16 protein-coding genes, 1 pseudogene and 1 riboswitch are annotated in these 22,708 nt (G+C 60.2%); of the genes and pseudogenes, 12 read left to right on the forward strand and 5 right to left on the reverse strand.

Features of this window, described 5'->3' with window-relative positions:
• Positions 1-99: 99 nt before the first annotated feature.
• Positions 100-948 carry an alpha/beta hydrolase gene (locus MTX36_RS27915; RefSeq protein ID WP_243622915.1) on the reverse strand — a complete coding sequence of 283 codons (849 nt, stop codon included), beginning with the start codon at positions 946-948 and terminating at the stop codon, positions 100-102.
• Between the two features lie 88 nt (positions 949-1,036).
• On the opposite strand from MTX36_RS27915, the gene MTX36_RS27920 reads away from it, so the two are divergent.
• From MTX36_RS27920 to MTX36_RS27930, 3 genes are read left to right on the forward strand one after another with little or no spacing between them, the layout of a single operon-like run.
• Positions 1,037-1,540, forward strand: coding sequence for a hypothetical protein (locus MTX36_RS27920; RefSeq protein ID WP_243622916.1), 504 nt, complete (start codon positions 1,037-1,039; stop codon positions 1,538-1,540).
• A gap of 9 nt (positions 1,541-1,549) precedes the next feature.
• The gene (locus MTX36_RS27925) at positions 1,550-2,122 is read left to right on the forward strand and encodes a YdeI family protein (RefSeq protein ID WP_243622917.1); all 573 of its coding nucleotides are present in this window, start codon (positions 1,550-1,552) and stop codon (positions 2,120-2,122) included.
• Positions 2,123-2,136: 14 nt separating this feature from the next.
• On the forward strand, positions 2,137-3,045 hold the full coding sequence (locus MTX36_RS27930; protein WP_243622942.1) for a sucrase ferredoxin: 909 nt from the start codon (positions 2,137-2,139) through the stop codon (positions 3,043-3,045).
• Here the strand turns inward: MTX36_RS27930 and MTX36_RS27935 are convergent.
• The 3 genes and pseudogenes from MTX36_RS27935 to MTX36_RS27945 all read right to left on the reverse strand — a co-directional run bounded on the left by MTX36_RS27935 (position 3,038) and on the right by MTX36_RS27945 (position 7,429).
• A complete protein-coding gene (locus MTX36_RS27935) occupies positions 3,038-3,262 on the reverse strand; it encodes a PLD nuclease N-terminal domain-containing protein (protein ID WP_243622918.1) in 225 nt (74 codons plus the stop codon). The genes MTX36_RS27930 and MTX36_RS27935 overlap by 8 nt on opposite strands.
• Positions 3,263-3,276: 14 nt before the next feature.
• Positions 3,277-5,258 (reverse strand): annotated as a pseudogene (locus MTX36_RS27940) (SDR family oxidoreductase).
• Positions 5,259-5,308: 50 nt separating this feature from the next.
• Positions 5,309-7,429, reverse strand: a complete 2,121-nt coding sequence (locus MTX36_RS27945) for an MMPL family transporter (RefSeq protein ID WP_243622919.1) — start codon at positions 7,427-7,429, stop codon at positions 5,309-5,311.
• A 114-nt stretch (positions 7,430-7,543) separates the two neighbouring features.
• Positions 7,544-7,700, forward strand: a riboswitch (cobalamin riboswitch).
• Between the two features lie 115 nt (positions 7,701-7,815).
• On the opposite strand from MTX36_RS27945, the gene MTX36_RS27950 reads away from it, so the two are divergent.
• The 8 genes from MTX36_RS27950 to MTX36_RS27985 all read left to right on the forward strand — a co-directional run bounded on the left by MTX36_RS27950 (position 7,816) and on the right by MTX36_RS27985 (position 21,516).
• Entirely contained in the window at positions 7,816-8,826 is a 1,011-nt protein-coding gene (locus tag MTX36_RS27950; RefSeq protein WP_243622920.1) for an ABC transporter substrate-binding protein, read from the forward strand.
• A complete protein-coding gene (locus MTX36_RS27955) occupies positions 8,823-9,863 on the forward strand; it encodes an iron ABC transporter permease (RefSeq protein ID WP_243622921.1) in 1,041 nt (346 codons plus the stop codon). The genes MTX36_RS27950 and MTX36_RS27955 overlap by 4 nt, the downstream gene beginning before the upstream one ends.
• A 59-nt stretch (positions 9,864-9,922) precedes the next feature.
• Positions 9,923-10,693: an ABC transporter ATP-binding protein gene (locus tag MTX36_RS27960; RefSeq protein ID WP_243622922.1), complete on the forward strand. Its 771-nt coding sequence runs from the start codon at positions 9,923-9,925 to the stop codon at positions 10,691-10,693.
• On the forward strand, positions 10,690-11,460 hold the full coding sequence (locus tag MTX36_RS27965; protein WP_243622923.1) for a (2Fe-2S)-binding protein: 771 nt from the start codon (positions 10,690-10,692) through the stop codon (positions 11,458-11,460). The genes MTX36_RS27960 and MTX36_RS27965 overlap by 4 nt, the downstream gene beginning before the upstream one ends.
• A gap of 121 nt (positions 11,461-11,581) precedes the next feature.
• Entirely contained in the window at positions 11,582-14,869 is a 3,288-nt protein-coding gene (locus tag MTX36_RS27970; protein WP_243622924.1) for an error-prone DNA polymerase, read from the forward strand.
• Positions 14,870-15,488: 619 nt separating this feature from the next.
• Positions 15,489-19,547, forward strand: coding sequence for a Pls/PosA family non-ribosomal peptide synthetase (locus MTX36_RS27975; protein ID WP_243622925.1), 4,059 nt, complete (start codon positions 15,489-15,491; stop codon positions 19,545-19,547).
• On the forward strand, positions 19,544-20,284 hold the full coding sequence (locus tag MTX36_RS27980) for a BPL-N domain-containing protein (RefSeq protein WP_243622926.1): 741 nt from the start codon (positions 19,544-19,546) through the stop codon (positions 20,282-20,284). Before MTX36_RS27975 ends, MTX36_RS27980 begins: the two co-directional genes overlap by 4 nt.
• On the forward strand, positions 20,281-21,516 hold the full coding sequence (locus tag MTX36_RS27985) for a heparan-alpha-glucosaminide N-acetyltransferase domain-containing protein (protein ID WP_243622927.1): 1,236 nt from the start codon (positions 20,281-20,283) through the stop codon (positions 21,514-21,516). The genes MTX36_RS27980 and MTX36_RS27985 overlap by 4 nt, the downstream gene beginning before the upstream one ends.
• On the opposite strand, the gene MTX36_RS27990 is transcribed toward MTX36_RS27985, so the two are convergent.
• On the reverse strand, positions 21,488-22,252 hold the full coding sequence (locus tag MTX36_RS27990) for a BPL-N domain-containing protein (protein ID WP_243622928.1): 765 nt from the start codon (positions 22,250-22,252) through the stop codon (positions 21,488-21,490). The genes MTX36_RS27985 and MTX36_RS27990 overlap by 29 nt on opposite strands.
• Positions 22,253-22,396: 144 nt before the next feature.
• On the opposite strand from MTX36_RS27990, the gene MTX36_RS27995 reads away from it, so the two are divergent.
• Positions 22,397-22,708 carry a rhodanese-like domain-containing protein gene (locus MTX36_RS27995; protein WP_243622929.1) on the forward strand — a complete coding sequence of 104 codons (312 nt, stop codon included), beginning with the start codon at positions 22,397-22,399 and terminating at the stop codon, positions 22,706-22,708.

Consider the following 22,708-nt stretch of genomic DNA (forward strand, 5'->3'; position numbering starts at 1 on the left):
GGAGGTTCGGAGGCGGACTCGGTTGTTGCAGCGGTTGATGCGGGTGCGGGCGAGGGTGTCGGGACGTCAGTATGTGGTTCGTCCGAGGAGGCCGGTGGATTACGGGGATGATCCACCACCGTTCTGAGTGCTGTGTCCGTTGGTCGGGCTCAGGCCTTGGCGGTCCAACCAGGCCAAGCTGTAGTTCGCGATCTCGCGCCACCCGTGGTCGATGGTAAGTGAATGCCCACGGTCGTCAAAGATCTTGTACTCGTTGACTGTTGGTGCGTTGTGGTACATCTTGAACGAACTGTCGGAGCTGGCTTTCGGGACCGTTCGATCTTTTCCGCCGCCGATCATCAGCAGTGGGCCGCGGTCTGCATTGAAGTCGACTTTTGCAGGGCTGTGGGGAGAGAAGTTGGCGAGAGCAGCTTCGAAAAGTGGTCGACCAGGCGCCGGAATGACGTATCTCTCGTACAGTGCGTCGGATTCATCTTTAGTGATCGCGCTTGCGAAGGACTTGTGAAAGGACTTCTTGGTGTGGGAATACGCCTTCCGATAGTTGGTGGGATTGGACAGGACCGGGAGCACACTGCCGAGTTGCACGAGCGGCAATTTCAGGACGCCTTTGGCTTGTGCGGGGTCGATAGCTACTGCGGCAGAAGCCAACTTCTGTCCCAGAAGTTTTTGGGCGATCAGTCCGCCGAAGGAATGACCGACCACGATAGGCGGTGCATCAAGGTCGGCAATCACCCGCGCGTAATGGTCGGTGATTTCGTCGATCCCGTGATCGGCAATGTCCTCAGGATGTTCGCGGGACTCGCCGACGGTAGACGCGTCTCCGGGCCAGCCGGGTGCCATCGTGGCGTAGCCGAGTTCGTTGAAAGCCTGCGCCCACCGTTCCCACGTGCTCGGGTGCATCCACAATCCATGAATGAAAAGAACCGTCGGCTTGGCGGTGGTGGACATGGGCTCTCCTGTGATCGATCGGGCCTGACCGGTAGGGATACCCGCATTCGTCTGACTCATTCATTTCGTAACTGGCAAGATTGCTGTCATGTTCAGAACCTCCAATCAGCGATCCATGGCCGTATGGTCCGCGGCTTTTGTTCTCTCCCAAGCCAATATCGTCAGACTTCTCGGTCCGGCCGCTCCGCGGGTTCTGGAAGTGCAGACGGCATTCTCGGCTCGTCGATACCGCGAGGTTCTGGCAAAGATGGACGACGCCGAGACCACACGTTTCCGTAGCCACTACTTTCCGGACTTTATGCATCCGGCGATCTACGCAATGACATTACGTGCGGGTGCACAGCGACTGGGGGAGCATGTGCCGCTGTCACCGGCAATGCAGAAAGCTCTGGCAGTGGCACCCGTGCTTTCTGCTGCCGGTGACTACATCGAGAACGTTGTCGGATTGCACCTTCTTGATCACCGCGATCACATCACCGATGGGGCGGTGAGAGTTACCTCGGCTGTCAGCATCGCAAAATGGGGGCTGGCGCTGGGAACTCTGGGATACCTGTCGCAGGGCTTTGTCAGAGTATGGGCATCGAGACTGTAAGGAGTGACGATGGCAGTAGAACTGGGCACCGAATACTTTGCCGATGGCGAGGAGTTTCGCCGCTGGCTGTCGCAAAATCATGAGTCTGTACCAGGGGTGTGGCTGAAAATGGCCAAGAAGACCTCACCTCATTCGTCGATCGACTACGACCAAGCCCTCGATGTCGCTCTGTGCTTCGGTTGGATCGACAGTCAATCCAAGCGAGTCGACGACAACTTTTTCGTTCAGAAGTTCTCCCCGCGTACGACGCGTAGTCCGTGGTCCAAACGCAACGTGGAGATCGTCGGGAGACTGGCTGATGCGGGTCTGTTGGAACCGGCCGGCATTGCCGCGATCGAGAAGGCCAAGGCCGACGGTCGATGGGAAAAGGCTTACGCAGGATCGGCAAAAGCCGAGGTGCCGCAGGATTTCCTCGACGCGCTCGCCTTGAATCCTCAGGCGCAGGCGTTCTACGAGACTCTGAATTCCACGAACCGGTTCACAATCTTCTACCGGTTGCAGGAGGCCAAGCGGCCGGAGACCAGAGCGCGCCGGATCACAAACTTCATCAGCCAACTCGCGGAGGGCAAGAAGTTTCATTGAATGCGACTGACACAATGGGCATCGTGATCGAAGCCATGACTTGCTCAGCGCTCTCCGCCGTCGACGAACCGTTGGAAGGTACAGCCGCGGAGGTGCGCGGTTGGGTGTGCCTCGAGTTCACCGCCGCGTGGGGCCGTGACGTTCTCGACGGCACCGCGTTGGGTGAGGAACTTGCCGCGGAGTTGAGCCGTCGGGCTGATGCCGCAGATGTACGCATCATGTTCATCAGACATCCGGGTCGTAGTGAGCCGCTGACTTCCGGCCACACGGTGTTGCTAGCTCGAACTCACCCCGAGGATTCCTGGTGTGAGCGCCTGAAGATCGATACACCTGTCGATCTCCTCGATATCGACTTTGCAGTGCTCGGCGGGCCGGCTCCCGGTCTGGGCGACCGCGTCGAGGAACCCATGGTTCTGGTGTGTGCACACGGTAAGCGCGATCAATGCTGCGCAGTTTTCGGTAGACCCGTTGCAGCAGAGCTGGTTCGGTCATTCGGTGAGCATGTGTGGGAATGTTCGCACACCGGTGGGCACCGGTTTGCGCCGTCCATGATCCTGCTGCCCAGCGGCTATACCTACGGCAGACTGTCCGAAGCTGACAGCCTCGAAGCCGTCGAGTCAGCAATGAGTGGCAGCGTCTACCTCCCGGGATTGCGTGGTCGAAGTACCTGGACTCCGCAGGGTCAGGTGTCGGAAATTGCTGTGCGGCAGCACATCAACTGCGGTGTTGACGATCTCACCGTGGTTGATCTGGGCGAGGGGGTTTCGCTCGTCGAGCATGTAGACAGTCGGCGATGGGAAGTGGAGACCGAGACTTCGGAGTTGCCTCCGCGTTCGCCGAGTTGCGGGGCAGTGTCCAAACCTGTTCGGCCCGTTACCACTAAGTCTGTTCGTGAACTGGGTTCCGGATTGTTGCTTAGCTAGATCGGCCCGGACGGTTGCCGAGGAAGAACCAGGCGGTCGCTCCGACGATCGGAAGCAGGGCAATGATTGCGCACCAGCCGATCTTCGATTCCCACGGATGCGTGGACCGGAGAACCGACAAAAGCGCGGTGGCAGTGAGTGCGAACCACAGGATCGCGGAAATTCCCCAGGCGATGTCGTAGCCGATGGGAACCGTCGGGTTCAGGTTGTCGTCCATAGTCGAACGCTACTTCACCAATGAGTTCCGGGGACAAGACGCGCAGCGCGTCGCCCCAGCTTGCGTAATCGTGAGCGAGAGTGATGGCTGGGTGCAGGTGCCGCCGGCGGTGTTTCGTCCGACTGGCCCTTCGATGCCGGCGAGTCCGGGAATGCTCGGTACATCTGATGAAGGATCCGGTCTTTGGTGCGAGGTGCAAACATCGTGCCCAGATCACCCAAGGTTCCCAGTGGAACATCGATGCGCTTTGGTCGCTCGATCAGTGCACGGATCACCATGGCGGCGGCTTTTTCCGCGCTGGTGACCGGGCCGCTGTTGGAAGCCCCGGACGGTGCGATCATCGGGGTTTCGACCAACGGCATGTGAATTGTGGTGAAAGTGATTCCGTCCGTCAGTGTTTCGGACGCGACAACATCCGAGAATGCATCGAGGGCGGCTTTGCTGGCCACGTATGCCGAAAATCGGGGTGACGCAGCTTGTACGCCGGCGCTGCTGATGTTCACGATGTGGCCGAAGCGTCGCGCACGCATGGTCGGTAGGAGCGCCAATACCAATCGGACAGCGCCGAAGTAGTTGACGGCCATTGTCCGCTCGTAATCGTGGAAACGGTCGGTGGAGCGGTAGACGCTGCGCCTGATGGATCGGCCGGCATTGTTGACCAGCATGTCCACGTGATCATGTTCGGCGAGAATACTTTTCATTGTGCGATCTACGGCTTCCTCGTCCGTGATGTCACACGGGTAGCCGTAGGCCGTGCCGCCGGCCGCACGGATTTCTCCGACTACGGTATCGAGTTCGTCTGCGCGCCGGGCGATCAGGAGCACCGTGGCACCTTTAGTTGCAGCAGCGATGGCCGACGCTCGGCCGATCCCTGACGAGCCGCCGGTGATCAGGACGATCCGGCCAACGAGGGGGCCGTTCGGGTGCGTGTGACGCGCCCGATTCGGGTCGAGATTCTCCTGCCAATATCGCCACAGAACTGTTGCATAGGAGCCGAACTCGGGAACCGAAAGGCCAGTTCCCGCCAGTGCTTCGACCGTTCTCTCTGAGGTGAAAGTTGTGGCCATCGTCAGATTGTCGAGCAATGCCGCGGGCAGACCCAGTCGGTCGAGAACTGCCTTGCGCGCGGATTCCGCTGAAGCAAAGGGGAGTCCCGAGACAAAGGGTTTGGCAATGGCGCCAGGCAGACTCAGGGAAGGGCGCGGGGCGCCGGCAGCTTTGGCAAGTCCCGCATAGATTTCACGAACCGGTTGAGGCTTCGGATTGATCAGATGAAAAGCTTCGCCGTCACGGCCGGCAAGATGCATCAACTCGACCAGGGCGGCGGCAACATAGTCGACCGGCACCACGTTGGTGGACCCTAGATCGGGAATCGGAACCGGCAGCGCTGCCGGTAGTTTCGCGAGCAACGCCAATCCGGGAAACAGGAAGTACGGACCGTCGATCTTATCCATTTCCCCGGTGACGGAATTTCCGACCACAGCAGACGGACGATAGACGCGCCAGGTGAGACCGCCGCGCTCCCGAACCAGCCTTTCGGCTTCGAACTTGGTGCGATGGTAGGGCGTCGGAAAGGCTTGGCCGCAGTCGAAGTCGGTTTCGTCGAACGTTCCGGGATAACTGCCGGAAACCGCGACCGACGACACGTGATGGAGGGTTGCGTCGAGTTGGACGGCGAGGTCGATCACTGATCGTGTGCCTTCGACATTGGTGGCGGCTTGTTCGTCGCCGGCTCGTAGGTCGTAGACGGCGCCAAGGTGGAGGATGTGATCGGCGGACGGCGGTGAGTCGACGCCCAATCCGGGTGCGGTCAGATCGCCGATCATCGGATGTACCCGATCATGGCCGACGACATCAGACATCTGCGCCGCAAGTTTGGCCACGGAACCGGCTCTGACCAGCACATGTATCTGGGCAGTTGCATCACGCTCGAGAAGGAGTGGTAACACCGCTCGACCGAGGAATCGGTACCGCCCGTGACGATGTATGTGGCCATAGCCGATTAACTTACTCCAAAGTAAGTTAATCGGCTAGAGCGAAGCACGATCAGTGACCGATACCGACTTTTGCGTGAATTTTCTTCATCCACACCGGTGCCCACCAGTTGGCATCGCCCATGAGTTTCACCAGGGATGGCACCAACAACATTCGGATGATGGTCGCGTCGACGATCAACGCCACGATCATTCCGACGCCGAGGAACTTCATCACGCCCAGTCCGGACATCGCGAAAGCACCTGTCACAACGATGAGAAGTAGTGCGGCGGCAGTCACGATCCGGCCCGTTCGCTCGGTGCCGAACTTGACTGCCTCCTCTGTCGTCGCGCCGGCGTTCTTGGCTTCGACCATGCGGGACATGAGGAAAACTTCGTAGTCCGTGGACAATCCGAAAACGACGGCCAGGATCAATACGACGAAGGTAGCTTCGAGAGGGGTTTGGCTGACCCCGAGCAATTCGACGCCGTGCCCGTCCTGGAACACGAACGTGAGTACACCGAAGGTGGTGGCCAAACTCAAAGCCGCCATGAGGACCGCCTTGATCGGCAACACCACTGATCCGAATGCCAGGAACAACAGGACCAGGGTTGAACCGACCATGATCAACATCATGACCGGCAACCAGTGCAGGACAGCATTATTGCCGTCGTCGACCATGGCTTGACCGCCGCCCACCAACAGCTCGGCGCCGTCCGGTGCGGGGATCGCCCGCAGGTCTGTGACAGCGCTGCTTTGAGACTGCGACGTGGAACCATCGCTGTAGAACGCCTGGACTGCGATCAACTTGTTCGTGGTCGCGACGACGGTTACCTGCCCGATACCCTCGATCTGGCCCGCAGCTTCGGCGATCGTGGCGCCTTCTGCTGGGGTAAGCACGGTGTCGCCCTGCGCTTGCAGGATCAGTGTCGCGCCGTTGCCGGTTTGCGGAAAATCGTTGACCAAGGTCTCCATGGCGACGCGGGCTGGATCGTCGGCAGGAAGTGCGGTGAACGAGAGTTCGCCCAACCGCGCGCCCAGTAGCGGCGATGCCAGAACAAGCAGGACGGTGACGATTGTGACTGACACGGCCACTGGGCGTTTCATCACCTGGGTGACGACGCGTCCCCAGAACTTGCGCGAACGTTCTTCTCCGCGTTGGGCTGCGCCCTTGCGCCAGGTCCACGAATTGATGCGGTGGCCCAGAATGGCAAGCAGCGCAGGCACTGCGGTCAATGACAGGACAGCGGCGCTCAGGACCGCGGCGATGGCCCCGAATCCCAGTGAACGAATCACGGATTGGGGGAACACCAGCATGCCGCTGAACGCGCAGATGAGAAGTAGACCCGAGAACATGACGGTACGGCCCGCAGTCAGAACGGTGCGGGTTGCCGCTGCGCCGGGTTCGGACCCGGATTCGAGTTCTTCACGGAACCTGCCGACAACAAACAGGCCGTAGTCGATGGCCAGTCCCAGTCCGAGGAGCGATGCCACGTTGATGGAGAACGAACTGACATCGGTGAAGTAGGTCAGAATCCGAAGAACCGCCAAGGCGCTCATCACGCTCAGGACGCCGACAAAAACCGGTACGGCCGCAGCGATGACGCCGCCGAAGATGAAGACCAGCAACACCAGGGTGATCGGGATGGCGATGGCCTCCGCGACAACCAGATCCTTCTCCAGCGTGTTGTTGAAGGCGACACCGACCACGGTATTGCCGGCGAATTGTGTTTGCGCACCTTCAACTTCGAGTGTGGGAAGGAGATCGGTGAAGGTTGCCGACGTGATGCCCGAGTCCGGTGCCAACGTGATGGCGACGGCACCCATCGTCCCGTCGTGGGACACCAGGTTCGGACGTGTTGCGGCGTCGGCAGTCCAGTACGACTTCACTGACGCTGTCGATACTTCCGTCTTGAACTCGTCGACGGCGGCGGTCACCGCAGGGCCGATGTCGTCGAGGCTCCGGCCGTCGGTCGGTGTGTAGATCGCGATGATGTCGGGGGTTTGGGGTCCGAGATTCGCCTCGATGATGTCCGCGACTTTTGCGGAGTCGCTTCCCGGATCGATGAACCCGCCCTGACTGAGTTTGCCGAACACTCCGAGGCCCCACACACCGCTGATGAGCACGATGAGGATCGCGAGCGAGAGCACCCACCATTTTCGGTAGACGACGGTATGGGCCCAACGTGTCATTTCAACTCCGGAACTTACCTTTTTCGGACATGGCCGTACCGACTGTAATGGTCCGGAATCCTGTTGCCTCGGGTTTCGTCGACATGAGCCTTCCCGGATCCGCGTGACCCGGTTCGGACGCATCGTGCATACTGCTGTGAAGCACTTGTAAGCCACACGAGTGGGGGAAGCCGGTCCAAATCCGGCACTGACCCGCAACGGTAGGTCGAAAGTCTCGGTAGTCACCGAGCGTCGACGAGTCCGATTACCCACCGTGCGGTGTGCGACATCCCATTCGTCGTGGTCTACGAAACGGAAGTCCAGCAGGAGTTCTGGCCCGCGGATCCACGCGGGGAAGAGTTCGCTGTCGGATTCTCATTCGTGGCTCTGAGCCCTTACGAGGTCCCGTGTCACTTCAGATTTCCGCCTCCCGAGTTGCCGCTGTCTTGATCGCGGTTGCCCTGGTATCTACCGGCTGTTCGAAAGGCGAAGCGGCAGAAGGTTCCACTTCGGTCGAGTCTTTTGCACAACCGATCACCGTCACCAATTGCGATCGAGAAGTCAGCTTCGATTCGCCTCCGCAACGCATAGTGTCCCTGAACGGTCATGTCACCGAGGCTCTCATCGAGATCGGTGCGGGTGACCGCATCGTCGGTCGGGCGTACAGCGACAATCCGCCCACCGCAGAGACTGCAGAACAGTTCAACAAGATTCCCAGTCTGTCCGACACCTTCCCGAGTGCGGAGCAGATCCTCGACGTGAATCCTGACTTCGTGGTCGGCGGAATGACCAGTGCCTTCAACGAGAAGAAGGGGCGATCACGGGACGTCTTCGCCGAGCGGGGGATCAATACCTTCCTCTTCTCCGAATATTGCGGCACCGGATTTCCTGACATCGGACTCCTGGTGAACGACTACACCCAGCTTGGTCGTGTCCTGGGCGTCGAGGATTCCGCTCGCGCCGTGGCCGATCAGATCAGTACCGGCCTCGACGAGGTCCGTACTTCGATCGGTAGTGCTGCGCCGGTGTCCACGTTCTTCTACGACAGTGGCGAAGACGTTCCGACAACTGTCGGCGGCGTCGGCGTCGGCGAACTGGTCGCGAACTACTCGGGTGTGACGAACATCTTCGCCGAAGGACCCAAGCCCTACATCGACACAACGTGGGAAACAGTTGCCGAACGTGCACCCCAGACCATTGTCGTCATCGACTACGGCGACAAGACGGCCGATCAGAAGATCGACTTCCTGCGTTCCCAGCCTTTGATGGCGACGACGCCGGCAGTGCAGCAGAACCGATTCGTCGTGGTTCCTCTGGCGGATCTCTTCGAGAGTTCACGTCTGGTGCGTTCAGCGCAGACAATCGCCACGGCATTCCATCCGGGCGCTTCAACTGCAGGCTCTGACGCAGCAAAGTGACACGTTCGCGTGCCGGGTACGGCGCTCTGCTCGTTGGCCTACTGATTGCACTGGCGGTGGCGCTGGGGCTGGCGGTGTCCTTCGGATCGGTCCGTATTCCAGTCGGTGACGTGTGGGCGATAGTCGGAGCACGCTTGGCACCAGGAACTTTCGAGGCATGGTGGTCCGCTGCGCGGGAGTCGATCGTCATCGATTCGCGGCTCCCGCGCGCGCTCACCGCAGCTGTCGTGGGTGCATCGTTGGCGATGTCGGGTGCAGTGGCTCAGGCCGTCACGCGTAACCCGCTCGCAGACCCTTACCTGCTGGGGGTGTCGTCCGGCGCCGGTTTCATGGTTGTGCTGGTGTCCGTGCTCGGAATCGGAGCCGGTGTACTGGGAGTCTTCACGATCCCGGCAGCGGCCTTCATCGGGGCGATGGCGCCATTGTTCCTGGCATTGTTGATCGGCGGGCGGTACCCGCAGCCGACTGCCATCATTTTGGTGGGAGTTGCACTTGCACAGATATTCTCGGCGCTCATCACGTTCTGCATTCTGGTTTTGGCAGACGATCAACACGTGACCTCCGTGATGCACTGGTTGGCCGGCGGATTCGGTGATGCACGATGGTCGACGCTGATCTTCCCGACGGTTGCGCTCGTTGTCGTCGGAATAGCGCTGATGCTCAGCGCACAATGGATGGACGTTCTGCAGACGGGTGACGATGGCGCCGCTGCCCTCGGTATGAACGTACGACGGTTCCGAGTGTTGTCGCTTCTCGCGGTGTCCGTGCTCGCCGGCGCTGCCGTGAGCGTCGCCGGTGGTATTGGTTTCATCGGTTTGTTGATACCGCACCTCGCCGGATTTGTTGTAGGTACCAGAGCAATTCGACTCCTTCCGGCTGCGGCAATCTTGGGTGCGGTCGCGATGGTGGCGGCGGATACGGTGGCTCGTTCGGTATCGGAATCGACGGAGGTTCCTGTCGGTGTGATCACCGCATTGGTCGGTGCGCCCATCTTCGTCTGGATGCTCTCTCGTCAGTATCGGAGGTTGGAACAGTGACATTAGGGCTGGAGCCGGTGACATTAGGGCTGGAGGCAGTGCCATTAGAGTTGGAGGCTGTGAAGCTGCTGGAACTCGTCGACACCCGAGCCCGTCTGGGTAACCGGGAAGTGCTGCACGGAGTCAGCTTCGAGGTTGCAGCGGGTGAAGTTCTCGGTCTGGTCGGACCTAACGGCAGTGGCAAGACCACGGCGCTGCGCTGTTGTTACAACGCCTTGACTCCCAGCGGCGGGGCGGTGCTGATCGATCAGGTGGACGCAACGTCACTCTCACGCCGAGACATTGCTCGAACCGTATCGGCGAGTGTCCAGGAACCTGCTGTGTCCGGCGGACTTTCGGTTCGCGAATCCGTGGCACTCGGTAGGACACCGCACCGGAACTGGTTGGATCGGACCTCGAGCCGAGATACTGACATCGTGGATCGCTGCATCGAACAGGTTGGCCTCACGGCACTTTCCGGGCGCGATGTCGCCAGTCTCTCGGGCGGAGAAAGGCAGCGTGTGTCGATTGCCCGTGCGCTGGCGCAGGAGCCCAAGATTCTGTTGCTGGACGAGCCGACCAACCATCTCGATCTACGGCATCAGTTGATCGTGATGGAACTGCTCACCGAATTGGCGTCTCGAGGCTTGGCGATTGTGGTGACGATGCACGATCTACGGTTGGCTGTCGAGTACTGCGACAGACTGGCAGTCCTCGCCGATGGTGATGTGCGCGCGTGTGGGCCGACCGCTCTGGTGCTGGAAGAATCGTTGTTGGCCGAGGTGTTCGGGATCAAGGCTCGAGTGGAACAAGGTGTGCGTCCGCGGATGGAGATTGTGGGGTTGGCATGAGTGAGAAGATCGCTGAGATCTATGCACGGATGGCGGCCGCTGTACCGTTTTTCGAGGGACTCGATGCGTACCCGGAAACCGTTCCGGCAGAGTTGATGACGGAATTGGACTGGATGTCGGCACGCGTCGCCGATACTGCTCGGCGTTGGGGGAGCGACGACGACCGTGTCAACGGAACCCTGTGGTGGTATTCGGCCAGTTCCACGTTGGCCGGAATCCCGCTCGGGACGGGGTTGGTCACCGGGTTCGCAGCTGATCCGTCATTGCGCGATGGTCGAATATTTTTGCGCGACAACGGGTATCTTGGCGGATTCGCGGCGGGTGCGCTCATCCCCATCTCGGAAAGTATCGGCGACTTGGGTCGGGCGATGTACGGTGCTGTGGCTCCTGTCATCGCGGTGTTGGCTGAGGTGTCCGGAGTACGCGAGAATGCACTCTGGGCAATCACCACCGACTCCATTGCCAACCGCAGCCTTGACGCGGCCGGCATGCGCCGAGAGCGCGGAAGTGCCTGTGCCACTGGATTGATCGATGCCCTACGGAGTGAAGGGGCGCCCATTCCCCGGCCTCGATTCGTCGACGTGGATCGGTCCGGAAATTCTGTGCCGGTGGAGAATCCGTTGACGCTGGTGCTTTCGGGGCGGCGGAGGTTCACGCAACGGGCGTCGTGTTGCCTGATCTACGAGGTGCCGGGTGAGGGCAAGTGCACCAGCTGCCCGAAGCGGGCACCCGGAGATCGGATCCGCTCGCTCGCTGCTCTTGTTTGACGGACAGCCGGTAACCTGCCAGAATTAGAAGTATCGAACATAAGTTCGATACATGATGCGCCTTCCCTCCCGGCATCTCCGTAGATCGAGCATGTGGATCGAGTAATACGTGAGGCAAGTTATGGGTTGGGGTAATGGACCGCCGACGTGGTCCGAGATGGAGCGGGTGCTCTCGGGGCGCGCTGGTCGTGTTGAACATGAGGATTTGTTTCCGGGCGACGGAAGCGACAGTCCTGCCTGGTCACGCAAGCGCGGTGAGTACCGCGCCGGTGAGCTTGCACGCGGCATGAACCCAGTTCCCTATGCCGAACTCCACGCCCATTCGGCTTTCAGTTTCCTCGACGGGGCGTCGCCTCCGGAAGAGTTGGTGGAAGAGGCGGTACGGCTAGGCCTCGAAGCTATCGCTGTCACCGATCACGACGGGTTTTACGGAGTGGTGCGGTTTGCGCAGGCTGCCCGTGAATGGGGGATGCGGACGGTATTCGGGGCCGAGTTGTCCTTGGATTCGGTACCTCGTACCGGAACCCCGGATCCGGGCGGAACTCACCTGTTGGTGCTTGCACGGGGGCAGGAAGGGTATCGACGACTCTCCCGCGAGATTGCCGCCGCGCACCTGGCGGGCGGGGAGAAGGGGAAGTTGCAGTACAACGTCGATACCTTGACCAAAGCTGCCGGCGGGCACTGGCAGATTTTGACCGGTTGCCGGAAAGGTCATGTGCGGCAAGCACTCACATCCGGTGGTCGAGAATCTGCCGCAGAGGCGCTACGGGATCTGGTCGAGCGTTTCGGCGCCGAGCGGGTATCGGTCGAGCTCACCCATCACGGGCTGGCCGAGGACGACGAGCGCAATGCCGTTCTTGCCGAGCTTGCGCGCGAGCAGGGCTTGCGCACAGTCGCTACCACTGCTGCACATTTTGCGGCACCCGTGCGGCGCAGACTGGCGATGGCGATGGCCGCTGTTCGGTCCCGGCAGAGCCTGGACGACGCAGCCGGATGGTTGGCGCCAACCGGCGGGGCGCACCTGCGATCGGGTGAAGAGATGGCTCAACTGTTTTCGCTTTATCCCGAGGCTGTCAGTGGCGCAGCCGAGTTGGCGCGTGAGTGTGCCTTCGACCTCAAGCTCATCGCTCCGAAACTGCCGCCGTTCGATGTGCCGTCGGGCCACACCGAGGCGTCGTGGTTACGTGAACTCACCATGGAGGGTGCGCTGAAACGTTACGGTTCTCCCGAGGTTGCGCCGAAGGCCTACAAGCAACTCGAACATGAACTGGCTGTTATAACGACTTTGAATTTCCCCGGATACTTCCTGGTTGTCCACGACATCGTCTCGTTCTGCAAGAACAATGACATTCTTTGTCAGGGAAGAGGTTCCGCGGCAAACTCTGCCGTGTGCTACGCCATCGGCATTACCAATGTTGATCCGGTGCGCAACGAATTGCTGTTCGAGCGGTTTCTGGCGCCCGAGCGTGACGGTCCGCCGGATATCGACGTCGATATCGAATCCGACCGTCGTGAAGAGGCTATCCAGCACGTGTACACCAAATACGGCCGCGACTATGCGGCGCAGGTCGCCAACGTCATCACCTATCGAGGCAAGTCATCGGTGCGGGATATGGCTCGGGCGCTGGGCTTTTCGCAAGGGCAGCAGGATGCGTGGAGCAAGCAGGTGGGTCGGTGGGGAGGTATCGACAAGAATGCCGAGACGGATATCCCTCGCCCGGTCCTGGAATTGGCGGCGCAGATCGAAGGATTTCCGCGCCATCTGGGTATCCACTCGGGCGGCATGGTCATCTGCGACAGGCCCATCGCTGACGTCTGCCCGGTGGAATGGGCGCGCATGGCCAATCGCAGTGTCCTGCAGTGGGATAAAGATGATTGCGCCGCAGCAGGTTTGGTCAAGTTCGACCTCCTCGGGCTCGGCATGCTCTCGGCTCTGCATTACATGATGGATCTGGTGGCCGAACACAAAGGCATCACAGTCGATTTGGCGCAACTCGATCTCTCGGAGACTGCCGTGTACGAGATGCTGCAGCGGGCAGATTCTGTGGGAGTGTTCCAAGTGGAATCGCGGGCGCAAATGGCGACACTGCCGCGTCTCAAGCCCCGCAATTTCTACGATCTGGTAGTCGAGGTTGCGCTCATCCGCCCCGGTCCGATCCAGGGTGGATCAGTGCATCCGTACATCCGTCGACGCAACAAGCGTGAACCCGTCACCTACGACCACCCATCACTCGAGAAGTCACTGAAGCGCACGCTGGGTGTTCCGTTGTTTCAGGAACAGTTGATGCAGATGGCCGTCGATGTCGCGGGATTCACGCCGTCCGAGGCGGATCAACTGCGACGGGCCATGGGGTCAAAGCGGTCCAGCGAGAAGATGGAGCAACTGCGGGCGCGACTGTATCAGGGAATGCGTGACCTTCACGGAATTGAGGACGCCGTAGCGGATCGCATCTACGAAAAGTTGCATGCCTTCGCCAATTTCGGTTTCCCGGAGAGTCATTCACAAAGTTTTGCCGCGTTGGTCTTCTACTCGTCGTGGTTCAAATTGCATCATCCGGCAGCCTTCTGTGCTGGACTGCTGCGAGCGCAGCCAATGGGTTTCTACTCACCGCAGTCGCTCGTTGCCGATGCGCGTCGGCATGGGGTGCCGGTACATGGGGCCGACGTGAACATCAGCCTCGCCCACGCCACCGTCGAAGCGGAGGGGCTCGAGGTGCGGTTGGGGCTGGGAGAGGTACGCAATATCGGTGATGCGCTCGCGGCGAGAATCGTCGAGCAGCGCATCTCGGACGGTCCCTTCACCTCGTTTCTGGATCTGACCGGAAGAGTGGAACTCACTACCGCACAGGCAGAATCGTTGGCAACAGCTGGGGCTCTCGCCAGCTTCGGGATTTCGCGTCGAGAAGCGCTGTGGGCTGCGGGCGCCGCGGCAGCGGAGCGTCCGGATCGTTTACCGGGAATCGGCGCTTCGGTGACGGCTCCCACCTTGCCGGGCATGAGCGACGTGGAATTGGCGTCGGCGGATGTGTGGGCGACCGGCGTTTCTCCCGGTACCTTCCCGACACAGTTCCTTCGCGAGCAACTCGACGCCTTGGGGGTAGTACCGGCCAACGGTTTGCTCGACGTCCCGGACGGCGATCGAGTGCTGGTCGGGGGAGCGGTGACGCACCGCCAACGGCCGGCCACGGCGGGAGGTGTCACGTTCATCAACCTCGAGGACGAAACCGGGATGGTCAACGTGGTGTGTTCGGTGGGGTTGTGGGCGAGGTATCGAAAGCTCGCGAACACGTCGCCGGCTCTCCTCATCCGGGGGAAAGTTCAAAATGCCGAGGGCGCCGTCACGGTCGTGGCAGATCGGATGCAGCGGATGGATTTGCGAGTTGCTGCCACTTCTCGGGATTTTCGTTGATAATTCTCGCCTTTAGCGTACTCAGCAGATTTTTGGCAAACAGTTACACGAATATCACCCCACTTTTCACCCTTCAGATAAATGGCGTGCAATCGATTTTGACCATTGTTTTCCATTCTTCGTCTCGGTTGCGGGACAGATGAGACGTTTGGCATTTTGCGGGACCTTGGTCCGTCGACTACAAGGTGGAGTGTTTCATCGGACAGCGCTCAGCTTTGTGGCGATTGCGACCAGTGCGCTTTTGACCTGGGGATTTCTCCGAACTGCATCCTTGTAACTTTTCGAAACTATGCCCTTTTGACCGAAACGGCCACAAAGGACCACTTCCGAAATGGGACGAAAGTCACATTGGTGATTTTCGGGGTGAGGCGCTCGGTATGGCCAGGCCGTCCATTCTGTGGATCTTCTGCAAATGTGCTGGCAGTGCGCTTTTCTTGTCGGGGGTGAGTCTGCGACTGGGGAGCGGTATTGCGTTGATGGATTCTAAACATCGAAATTAGCCATCAAGTCGCTGGTAATTACATTTGTAAAGACGTAGCGTCCGTGCAATCACTCAGCTAGTTGAGTGGTGAACTACAGCGGTGAATCAAGTTGGCGAAATTCAACTCACGGGGGCGGGATGTCAGAGCGTAGGGGTGTCTGGGTAGATGCCTGGTCCGGGCTGGGTGTGGGGAAGATCGATCGGACAGCAAAACCTCGACGTTTGAACCATGTGTTCGAGGCAACCGCAGATTTGGCTCCGAATGCAATCGCACTGGAATGCGACGGCTACGCCATCACCTACAGTCAGCTCGACCAGCGATCGAACCAATTGGCGCACTTGCTGATCGGGCAAGGTATCGGTCTAGGTTCACGTATCGCGATCTTCCTGAATCGTTCGGTTGACACTTACGTCAGTCTGCTGGGGGTGCTCAAAGCCGGCGCCACATTCGTTCCCATCGACCCGGGCGCGCCGGCGGATCGTGTGGCGTATGTCGTCGATGACGCCGGAGTTGAACTTGTATTGACCTCTACGGACTTAATCGAGAGCACCGAACTGTGCACCGTAGCGCGTCTGGCGATGGACACGTGCAGTGCAGCGATGGAAGAACAACCGTGGGATCGACCCATCGTGGATTCGAGTTCAGATACCGACCCCGCCTGCTATGTCCTGTACACATCGGGTTCGAGCGGGAGACCCAAAGGCGTTGAAGTCGCGCAGTCGAGTATCTGCAATTTCCTCGACGTAGTCCCCGAGATCTACGACGTGCGGCCGAGTGACCGTGTTTACCAGGGAATGACGATCTCCTTCGACTTCTCGATCGAAGAAATCTGGCCGACGTGGGCCCGGGGCGCCACCGTCGTAGCCGGACCCACGGACAGTCGCAGGCTTGGCGGTGAACTGGCCGATTTCCTCGAGGAAAACACCATCACGACGCTCTACTGCGTTCCCACCCTGTTGGCCACGATCCCGCGGGACTTGCCGAAGATCCGAAACTTGCTGGTCGGCGGGGAAGCGTGCCCGCGTGAACTCGTCGAACGTTGGGCGCGCCCGGGACGCAAGATCCTCAACACGTACGGGCCGACCGAAGCGACCGTCACCGCCACCTGGGGTGAACTTCTTCCCGGTCGCCCCGTCACGATCGGGCGACCGTTGCCCACCTACTCCGTGGTGATTCTCGACGACGCCCATGAGTTGGTTCCCCACGGTGAAGTGGGCGAAATTTGCATCGGCGGACGGGGGGTGGCGCGTGGATACGTCGGACGACCGGACCTCACGGCAGACCGATTCATCGATCACTTCTCGGTGCCGGCCGGTCAGAAGCTCTACCGGACAGGTGATCTGGGGCGGTGGACACCGGACGGTGAGATCGAGTACTTGGGCCGAGCGGACGCCGAGGTCAAGATTCGCGGCCATCGTGTCGATCTCGGTGAGATCGAAAGTGTGCTCCTGGAACACCCGTCGGTATCGGAAGCTGTAGTGGCCTTGGTCGCGGCCGCGTCGGATGAGGCGACACCGTCCGAATTGTGCGCCTACCTGGTACTGGTCGATCCCCGGGAAGATGACAACCTTGTCGGCGAACTTGCGCACGCGGTATCTCAACGACTTCCCGCCTACATGGCACCGGCTTTTGTCGACGTCATCGCCGCGTTGCCTGTGATGCCCAGCGGAAAGGTTGATCGATCGAAGCTTCCTGAACCCACACGCCGGCGATTCTCTGCCCCGACCGGACCGGTGGTTCCGCCACAGAATCCGCAGGAGTTGGCCGTTCGCGATATCTGGGCGCGCGCTTTCGGTCTACCCGCAGAAGAACTCTCGGTCGAAGCGAACTTCTTCGATGACCTCGGCGGGCATTCGCTACTCGCCGCGACAGTGGTGTCAACTCTGCGAGAGAGTGGCATCGGCGCAAGTCTCTCGATTCGTGATCTCTACAGTCATCCCACTGTTCGTTCGATTTCGGAAGCACTGGCGGGCGCGGGGTCTGCCCGTCCAATCGTATCGAATGCTGCTGTCAGGCATACAAATTCGCAGGTCGCCAACGCCGGACAAGTCCAGTTGGCAGTCATCTATGTGTTTCTGCTGATCACGACACTGCCAGTCACCTACGTGTACACCGTCAATGACGGCGACGTGTCCGTGCCCGTTCTGGTGCAGATGATGACGGCAATCCTGGTCACGTACCTCGGTGTCCGATGGTTCTTGCCGATCATGTGTGCTCGCCCTCTCGCGGCCGGAATCACGCCGGGCCGCTACCGACTTTGGGGGCCGACGTATCTCCGCCTCTGGACGCTCGATCTTCTTCTCGCGGTCGGCGCCCTTCCCGTGGTGAGTGGGTCTCCGCTGATGTCGATCTATCTGCGAATCCTCGGTGCAACGGTCGGACATCGAACCGTCATTGCGACTTCGTCGATCTCGCTGCCGACGCTTGTCGATATCGGTGACGGTGCCTCGATCGGCTACGGCGCGACCATCAGACCGTGGCGTGTGGAATCCGGTTCGGTAATCGTCGGAAAGATCGTCGTCGAAGCTGGTGCTTTTGTGGGCGCAAACGTTGTGCTGGAACCAGGTTCGACGGTCTGCGCCCGCGCCGCGCTCGGTGATCAGTCGCTGCTTTCAGCCGGATGCACTGTGCCTCCGGAGGCTCGGTGGGCAGGTTCGCCTGCCGCTCCGGCAGAGTCTCTCGATCCTGCCGTCGAGACGATGATGTGTGCCGAGAGTGTTCGTTCGCGCTGGCAGGCACGCCATATCCTTGCTGCACTCGCCGGATTGTGTGCGCTCGAAGTCGGCGCAATCGCATTGATGGTGCCCGGTGTTGCTCTCGTGTGGTGGGCTCTCTTGACCTGGGGTGTGCTGGCGGGACTGGTAGCCACACTACTCAGCGGCCCGATATTTGTTGTCTCCGTGTGTGTATTCGTTGCCGTCAACAAACGTCTGGTCCTCGATCGCGCCCCCGTCGGTACGCACCTCGTACGTTCCGGATTGGGCATCCGTAAATGGATGGTCGACAAGCTCCTCGAATTCAGCCTGCTGTTCACGAATTCGCTGTACGCCACTCTCTACACAGCACCGTGGTTGCGTCTGCTGGGAGCGGATATCGGTCGTGGTGCCGAGGTTTCGACTGTCGCCCACATCGACCCGGACATGCTGACCGTGGGTGATGACAGTTTCATCGCCGACATGGCGAGTGTGGGTAGTGCCAGTTTTGCCAACGGTCGAATCATGTTCCAGCCCACGCGGATAGGTAATCGATCGTTCATCGGCAATGCAGCTGTCGTTCCTGCCGGAATGGAGATCGGTGACAACTCCTTGATCGGTGTGGCGACAGTCCCGCCGGTCAACGGTGTGCCCGCAGGCACGTCGTGGCTCGGATCTCCGGCCATCTATCTTCCTCGCCGTCAGGATAGTGGTGACTACAGTGACGAACTTACGTACAACCCGCCCCGCGAGGTCGTGCGCGATCGGTTGGTGATCGAGTTCTTCCGTGCCACACTGCCTCCTACGCTCCTCGGCGTCAGTTTTTACCTGTATCTGCTTGTCCTGTCGTCGTTGGCAGAGGGCCGAGATTTGCTGGTACCGGCCATTGTTGCGCCTTTGGTCGCGATGGGGGCGAGCCTGGCGGTGATCGGATTCTGCGCGGCAGTCAAACGAAACCTGGTGGGACGCTACCGCCCGCGGGTGGAGCCGCTGTGGAGTCCGTTTGTCAGGCGATCCGAGTTTGCAACCGGCCTGTACGAGAGCGCTGCGGTGCCGATCGGCGTCGGAATGCTGGTTGGCACACCATTTCTCCCGATGGTGCTGCGTTGGTTCGGCGCAAGTATCGGACGACGGGTATGGGTCGGAACGACGTATCTCACCGAATTCGATCTGGTCTGCATCGGTGACGACGCAACCATCGGTACCGAGGCGTCATTGCAGACGCACCTGTTCGAAGACCGCGTCATGAAGATGTCCACCGTCACCATTGCCGACGGTGCAAGCATCGGAACACGTTCGATTGTCCTGTACGACACCGTTATCGGCGAAGATGCCTCGCTCAGTCCGCTATCGCTGCTGATGAAGGGTGAAGAGCTTCCCGCGCAGACGAGGTGGCGGGGGATCCCGGCTGAAGTAGTTCACGCCGACGAGATCGGAGTCGTCGAGGTTGCCGTGAACGGCGCGCTCAGAAAAGTCATCGAAACGGAAGGAGTGCGCGCATGAAATGGGTGTCACTGGCTCGGAACAAGCCACGTCGAAACGCTATGCAGCGTAAGCGGCCTCATCCGCGTGCGCTGGTCTACCGGGGACCGGCCTCGTCGCCTGGTTGTTCGGAGGCCGTCGCCGAACTGTTGTCGTCGAGTTCCTGGAATTTCGACGTCCATTTCGTCGGGCCAGACGAGCGACTTCAGATCGACGATTCGACGCTCTATTCGGCTGCCCTCTATGCGCAACCCGGCGGCGGGGACCTCGACGGAGCGTTTACGCATCTGCGACGTCATGTTCCGGCGATCCAACAGTATGTCCGGTCGGGAGGTCGATACCTCGGGTTCTGCCTCGGGGGTTATCTCGCAGGTCGTAGTCCGGGATTCGAACTGTTTCCCGGCGACGCGGACCAGTATGTCGCGTTGCAGAACTCCGAGGTGCAGGATACGAAAGGTGCTGTGCTCGAGGTGGACTGGCGCGGGAAGGTCGAGGAAATGTATTTCCAGGACGGGCCGTACTTCTCGCTCGACCGACACTACCGTGATTACTACGATGCGGAGGCGGAAATCCTTGCCCGATATCAGAACGGGCAGATTGCGGCACTGAAGATCGACTACGGCGCAGGTCGCGTCGCGGTGGTGGGTCCGCATCCGGAAGCTGACGAATCCTGGTACCGAGATGACGGTTTACGTCCTCCCGATCGGCTCGCCACAGATTTGGGATTCAGCTTGATCAATGCGGTGATGATCCGATGACGATCAGTCCGTCCGCTGTCACCGAGCAGATTCCGGTAGTGACCAAGACTCGATTGATCGGGATCGATGCCGCACGCGGGATCGCGCTACTGGGAATGATGGCAGTTCACTCGCTGATGGCGGTGGGTGACGACGGATCTCCGACGCTGTCCTACGGCATTGCGGCGGGGCGATCTTCGGCGCTGTTTGCCGTACTTGCCGGCGTCGGAATTGCTTTCACAACAGGACGATCGCCGGTTCGACGCGGAAATCGTAGCGCAACCGCGGTCGCGCTGGCTGCTCGCGCTGCCGCCGTCGGCGCGATCGGTTTGTTGATGGGATATGCCGACGGCGAGCTTGCCGTGATGATCCTGCCCTACTACGCGGTTCTTTTTCTGCTGGCTATTCCTCTTGTCTACCTGCCCACTCGAGTACTTGCGGCGGTCGGTGTTCTGATCGCCCTGGTTGTCCCGCTGGCTATTGAACAGTTCGGTTCTGTGCTGCCGGAGCCGAGTCTGGACAATCCGACGGTCAGTGGCATCATCGGAGATCCACTCGGGTGGCTGATGGAGCTACTGGTGACCGGAGAGTTCCCGGCACTCCCGTGGGCGACGTACATCTGCGCCGGCATCGTCATCGGCAGATTGAGGCTGACATCAGCCAATATCGCGGGAGCGTTGTTGGTGATCGGCTCGGCACTCGCAGTCGGTGCTCGAATCCTCGCAGAGGTCTTGATCTTTCATCTCGGTGGTCTGGAACAGATCATGGCGAGTCGCGAGCTCCCTCGCGACGAAGTCCTCGACATCATCTCGTACGGCGCCGACGGTTCGGTATCGAGTTCGACCTGGTGGTGGCTGGCCGTAGACGGTCCACATACCAGTACTCCGTTGGATCTATTGGGCACCGTAGGTTCTTCGATGGCAGTGATCGGGGCCATGCTGTTTCTCGGGCACATCTCCGGCCACAGATTGTCCAGGCTGATCAACGCAGGAATGGTTCCCCTGGCTGCCGCCGGCTCAATGACGTTGACGCTGTACGTTCTTCACATTTGGTTCATCAATTCGCACTACGACGTGTATTCCGCCAGTGCCGGGTATGTGCTGCAAGTGATCGCAGCCCTGGCCATCGGAGTGTTCGTGAAACTGACGGCCGGTCGTGGTCCGCTGGAAGCGTTTGTCACGATGATCGCAGGCTGGAGTAAGCGCGCCTTTGTCACACGAAAATCTAAATCTGACGCGGCGCACCGCGGGTAAGCGTTCCGATCAGATCATGCCCGAGATCGGAACGGATTCCGTCAGGGTTGGTCAGACCTCGTGTGTACCAGGAACGATCAGCCTCGGGATGCGGACCGACCACGCCGACTCGGCCTGCTCCGAAGTCGGTGACGGCTGCAGCAATCTTTCCGTTGCGGTAGCGGGCCAGGACATCGGCCGGAGCGTCGTCGCGGAGTACAAATAGGGGGCCGTCCTGGAAGAACATCGAGCGAGGTTCGCCGCGCCAAGATACCTTGACGATCGAGTTGCCGGTGGTGTCGATGTCTGATCCGCGAGATGAGATGTACCGTGCGGTATCGCCGGGCAGTAGCCCGAAACCCGGTGTGGCTCCGGCCAAATAGCCGCCAAGGCAGAAGCCGAGGTAGTGCCCGCCGGTGCCGACCCAATCGCGGATCGGTTCTGCGTAGCGCTCCATGTGGACCCACGCGGATTTCAGTTCACCGCCACCGGGTTGCGCGTAGAGCGACGCTCTCGCCAATGTCTGCGCGTTCAGCGGAACATCTTCGCCCGGACCGCAGAAGGTGACGTCGTACGGATCAGGTGCAGATTCGAGCAACCGGGCAACCGCCTCGGGGCACCCGGGCGAGGATGCCGGTCCACGGTAGACGAGTGCACTACGCGAACGGATTCGAGTGGAATCAGCCGACGCGACAACAGTGCCGCCAATTGTCACCAGCGCGGTTGCCGAGATGAGAAATGTGCGTCGATTCAGCATTTCTTTGCGCTCAACATGGCCGGGCAATCATGTACTTACTGTATCGAACTCGATGATGTGGGCGGCGTTCCCTCCCTACCGAAGACGCCGCGTACCGTTACTTCCAACACCGGCAGCGCAAACTAGAAGGTAGGAAGAAGAGCAATGTTGGAAGTCGACTTGAATGCACTGGAAGCGGCACTGGCAACGGGTGCTCCGTTGATCGACGTTCGGGAGGCCGACGAGTTCGCTCAGGTGCGTGTTCCCGGTGCGGTGCTGATCCCGATGAGCGAGTTCGTTGCGCGCCTGGGTGAGATTCCCGAAGCAGAAACCGTCTACGTGATCTGTGCGGTCGGCGGACGTAGTTTGCAGGTCGCCGAGTACTTACAGGGCCGCGATATCAACGCTGTATCGGTGCGGGGCGGAACGATGGAGTGGTTCCAGTCGGGCCGCGAGGTTGAGACCGGCGAGGTCTGA

The sequence above is a fragment of the Rhodococcus sp. ARC_M6 genome (assembly GCF_022810305.1).
Classification (GTDB): domain Bacteria; phylum Actinomycetota; class Actinomycetes; order Mycobacteriales; family Mycobacteriaceae; genus Rhodococcus_F.

Bases quoted from the DNA above. Each gene is read 5' to 3' on its own strand.
- MTX36_RS27995 (WP_243622929.1), top strand. From the start codon at position 22,397: ATGTTGGAAGTCGACTTGAATGCACTGGAAGCGGCACTGGCAACGGGT.
- MTX36_RS27925 (WP_243622917.1), top strand. From the start codon at position 1,550: ATGGCAGTAGAACTGGGCACCGAATACTTTGCCGATGGCGAGGAGTTT.
- MTX36_RS27970 (WP_243622924.1), top strand. From the start codon at position 11,582: ATGGGTTGGGGTAATGGACCGCCGACGTGGTCCGAGATGGAGCGGGTG.
- MTX36_RS27920 (WP_243622916.1), top strand. From the start codon at position 1,037: ATGTTCAGAACCTCCAATCAGCGATCCATGGCCGTATGGTCCGCGGCT.
- MTX36_RS27945 (WP_243622919.1), bottom strand. From the start codon at position 7,429: ATGACACGTTGGGCCCATACCGTCGTCTACCGAAAATGGTGGGTGCTC.
- MTX36_RS27935 (WP_243622918.1), bottom strand. From the start codon at position 3,262: ATGGACGACAACCTGAACCCGACGGTTCCCATCGGCTACGACATCGCC.
- MTX36_RS27915 (WP_243622915.1), bottom strand. From the start codon at position 948: ATGTCCACCACCGCCAAGCCGACGGTTCTTTTCATTCATGGATTGTGG.
- MTX36_RS27975 (WP_243622925.1), top strand. From the start codon at position 15,489: ATGTCAGAGCGTAGGGGTGTCTGGGTAGATGCCTGGTCCGGGCTGGGT.
- MTX36_RS27930 (WP_243622942.1), top strand. From the start codon at position 2,137: ATGGGCATCGTGATCGAAGCCATGACTTGCTCAGCGCTCTCCGCCGTC.
- MTX36_RS27990 (WP_243622928.1), bottom strand. From the start codon at position 22,252: ATGCTGAATCGACGCACATTTCTCATCTCGGCAACCGCGCTGGTGACA.
- MTX36_RS27965 (WP_243622923.1), top strand. From the start codon at position 10,690: ATGAGTGAGAAGATCGCTGAGATCTATGCACGGATGGCGGCCGCTGTA.
- MTX36_RS27980 (WP_243622926.1), top strand. From the start codon at position 19,544: ATGAAATGGGTGTCACTGGCTCGGAACAAGCCACGTCGAAACGCTATG.
- MTX36_RS27985 (WP_243622927.1), top strand. From the start codon at position 20,281: ATGACGATCAGTCCGTCCGCTGTCACCGAGCAGATTCCGGTAGTGACC.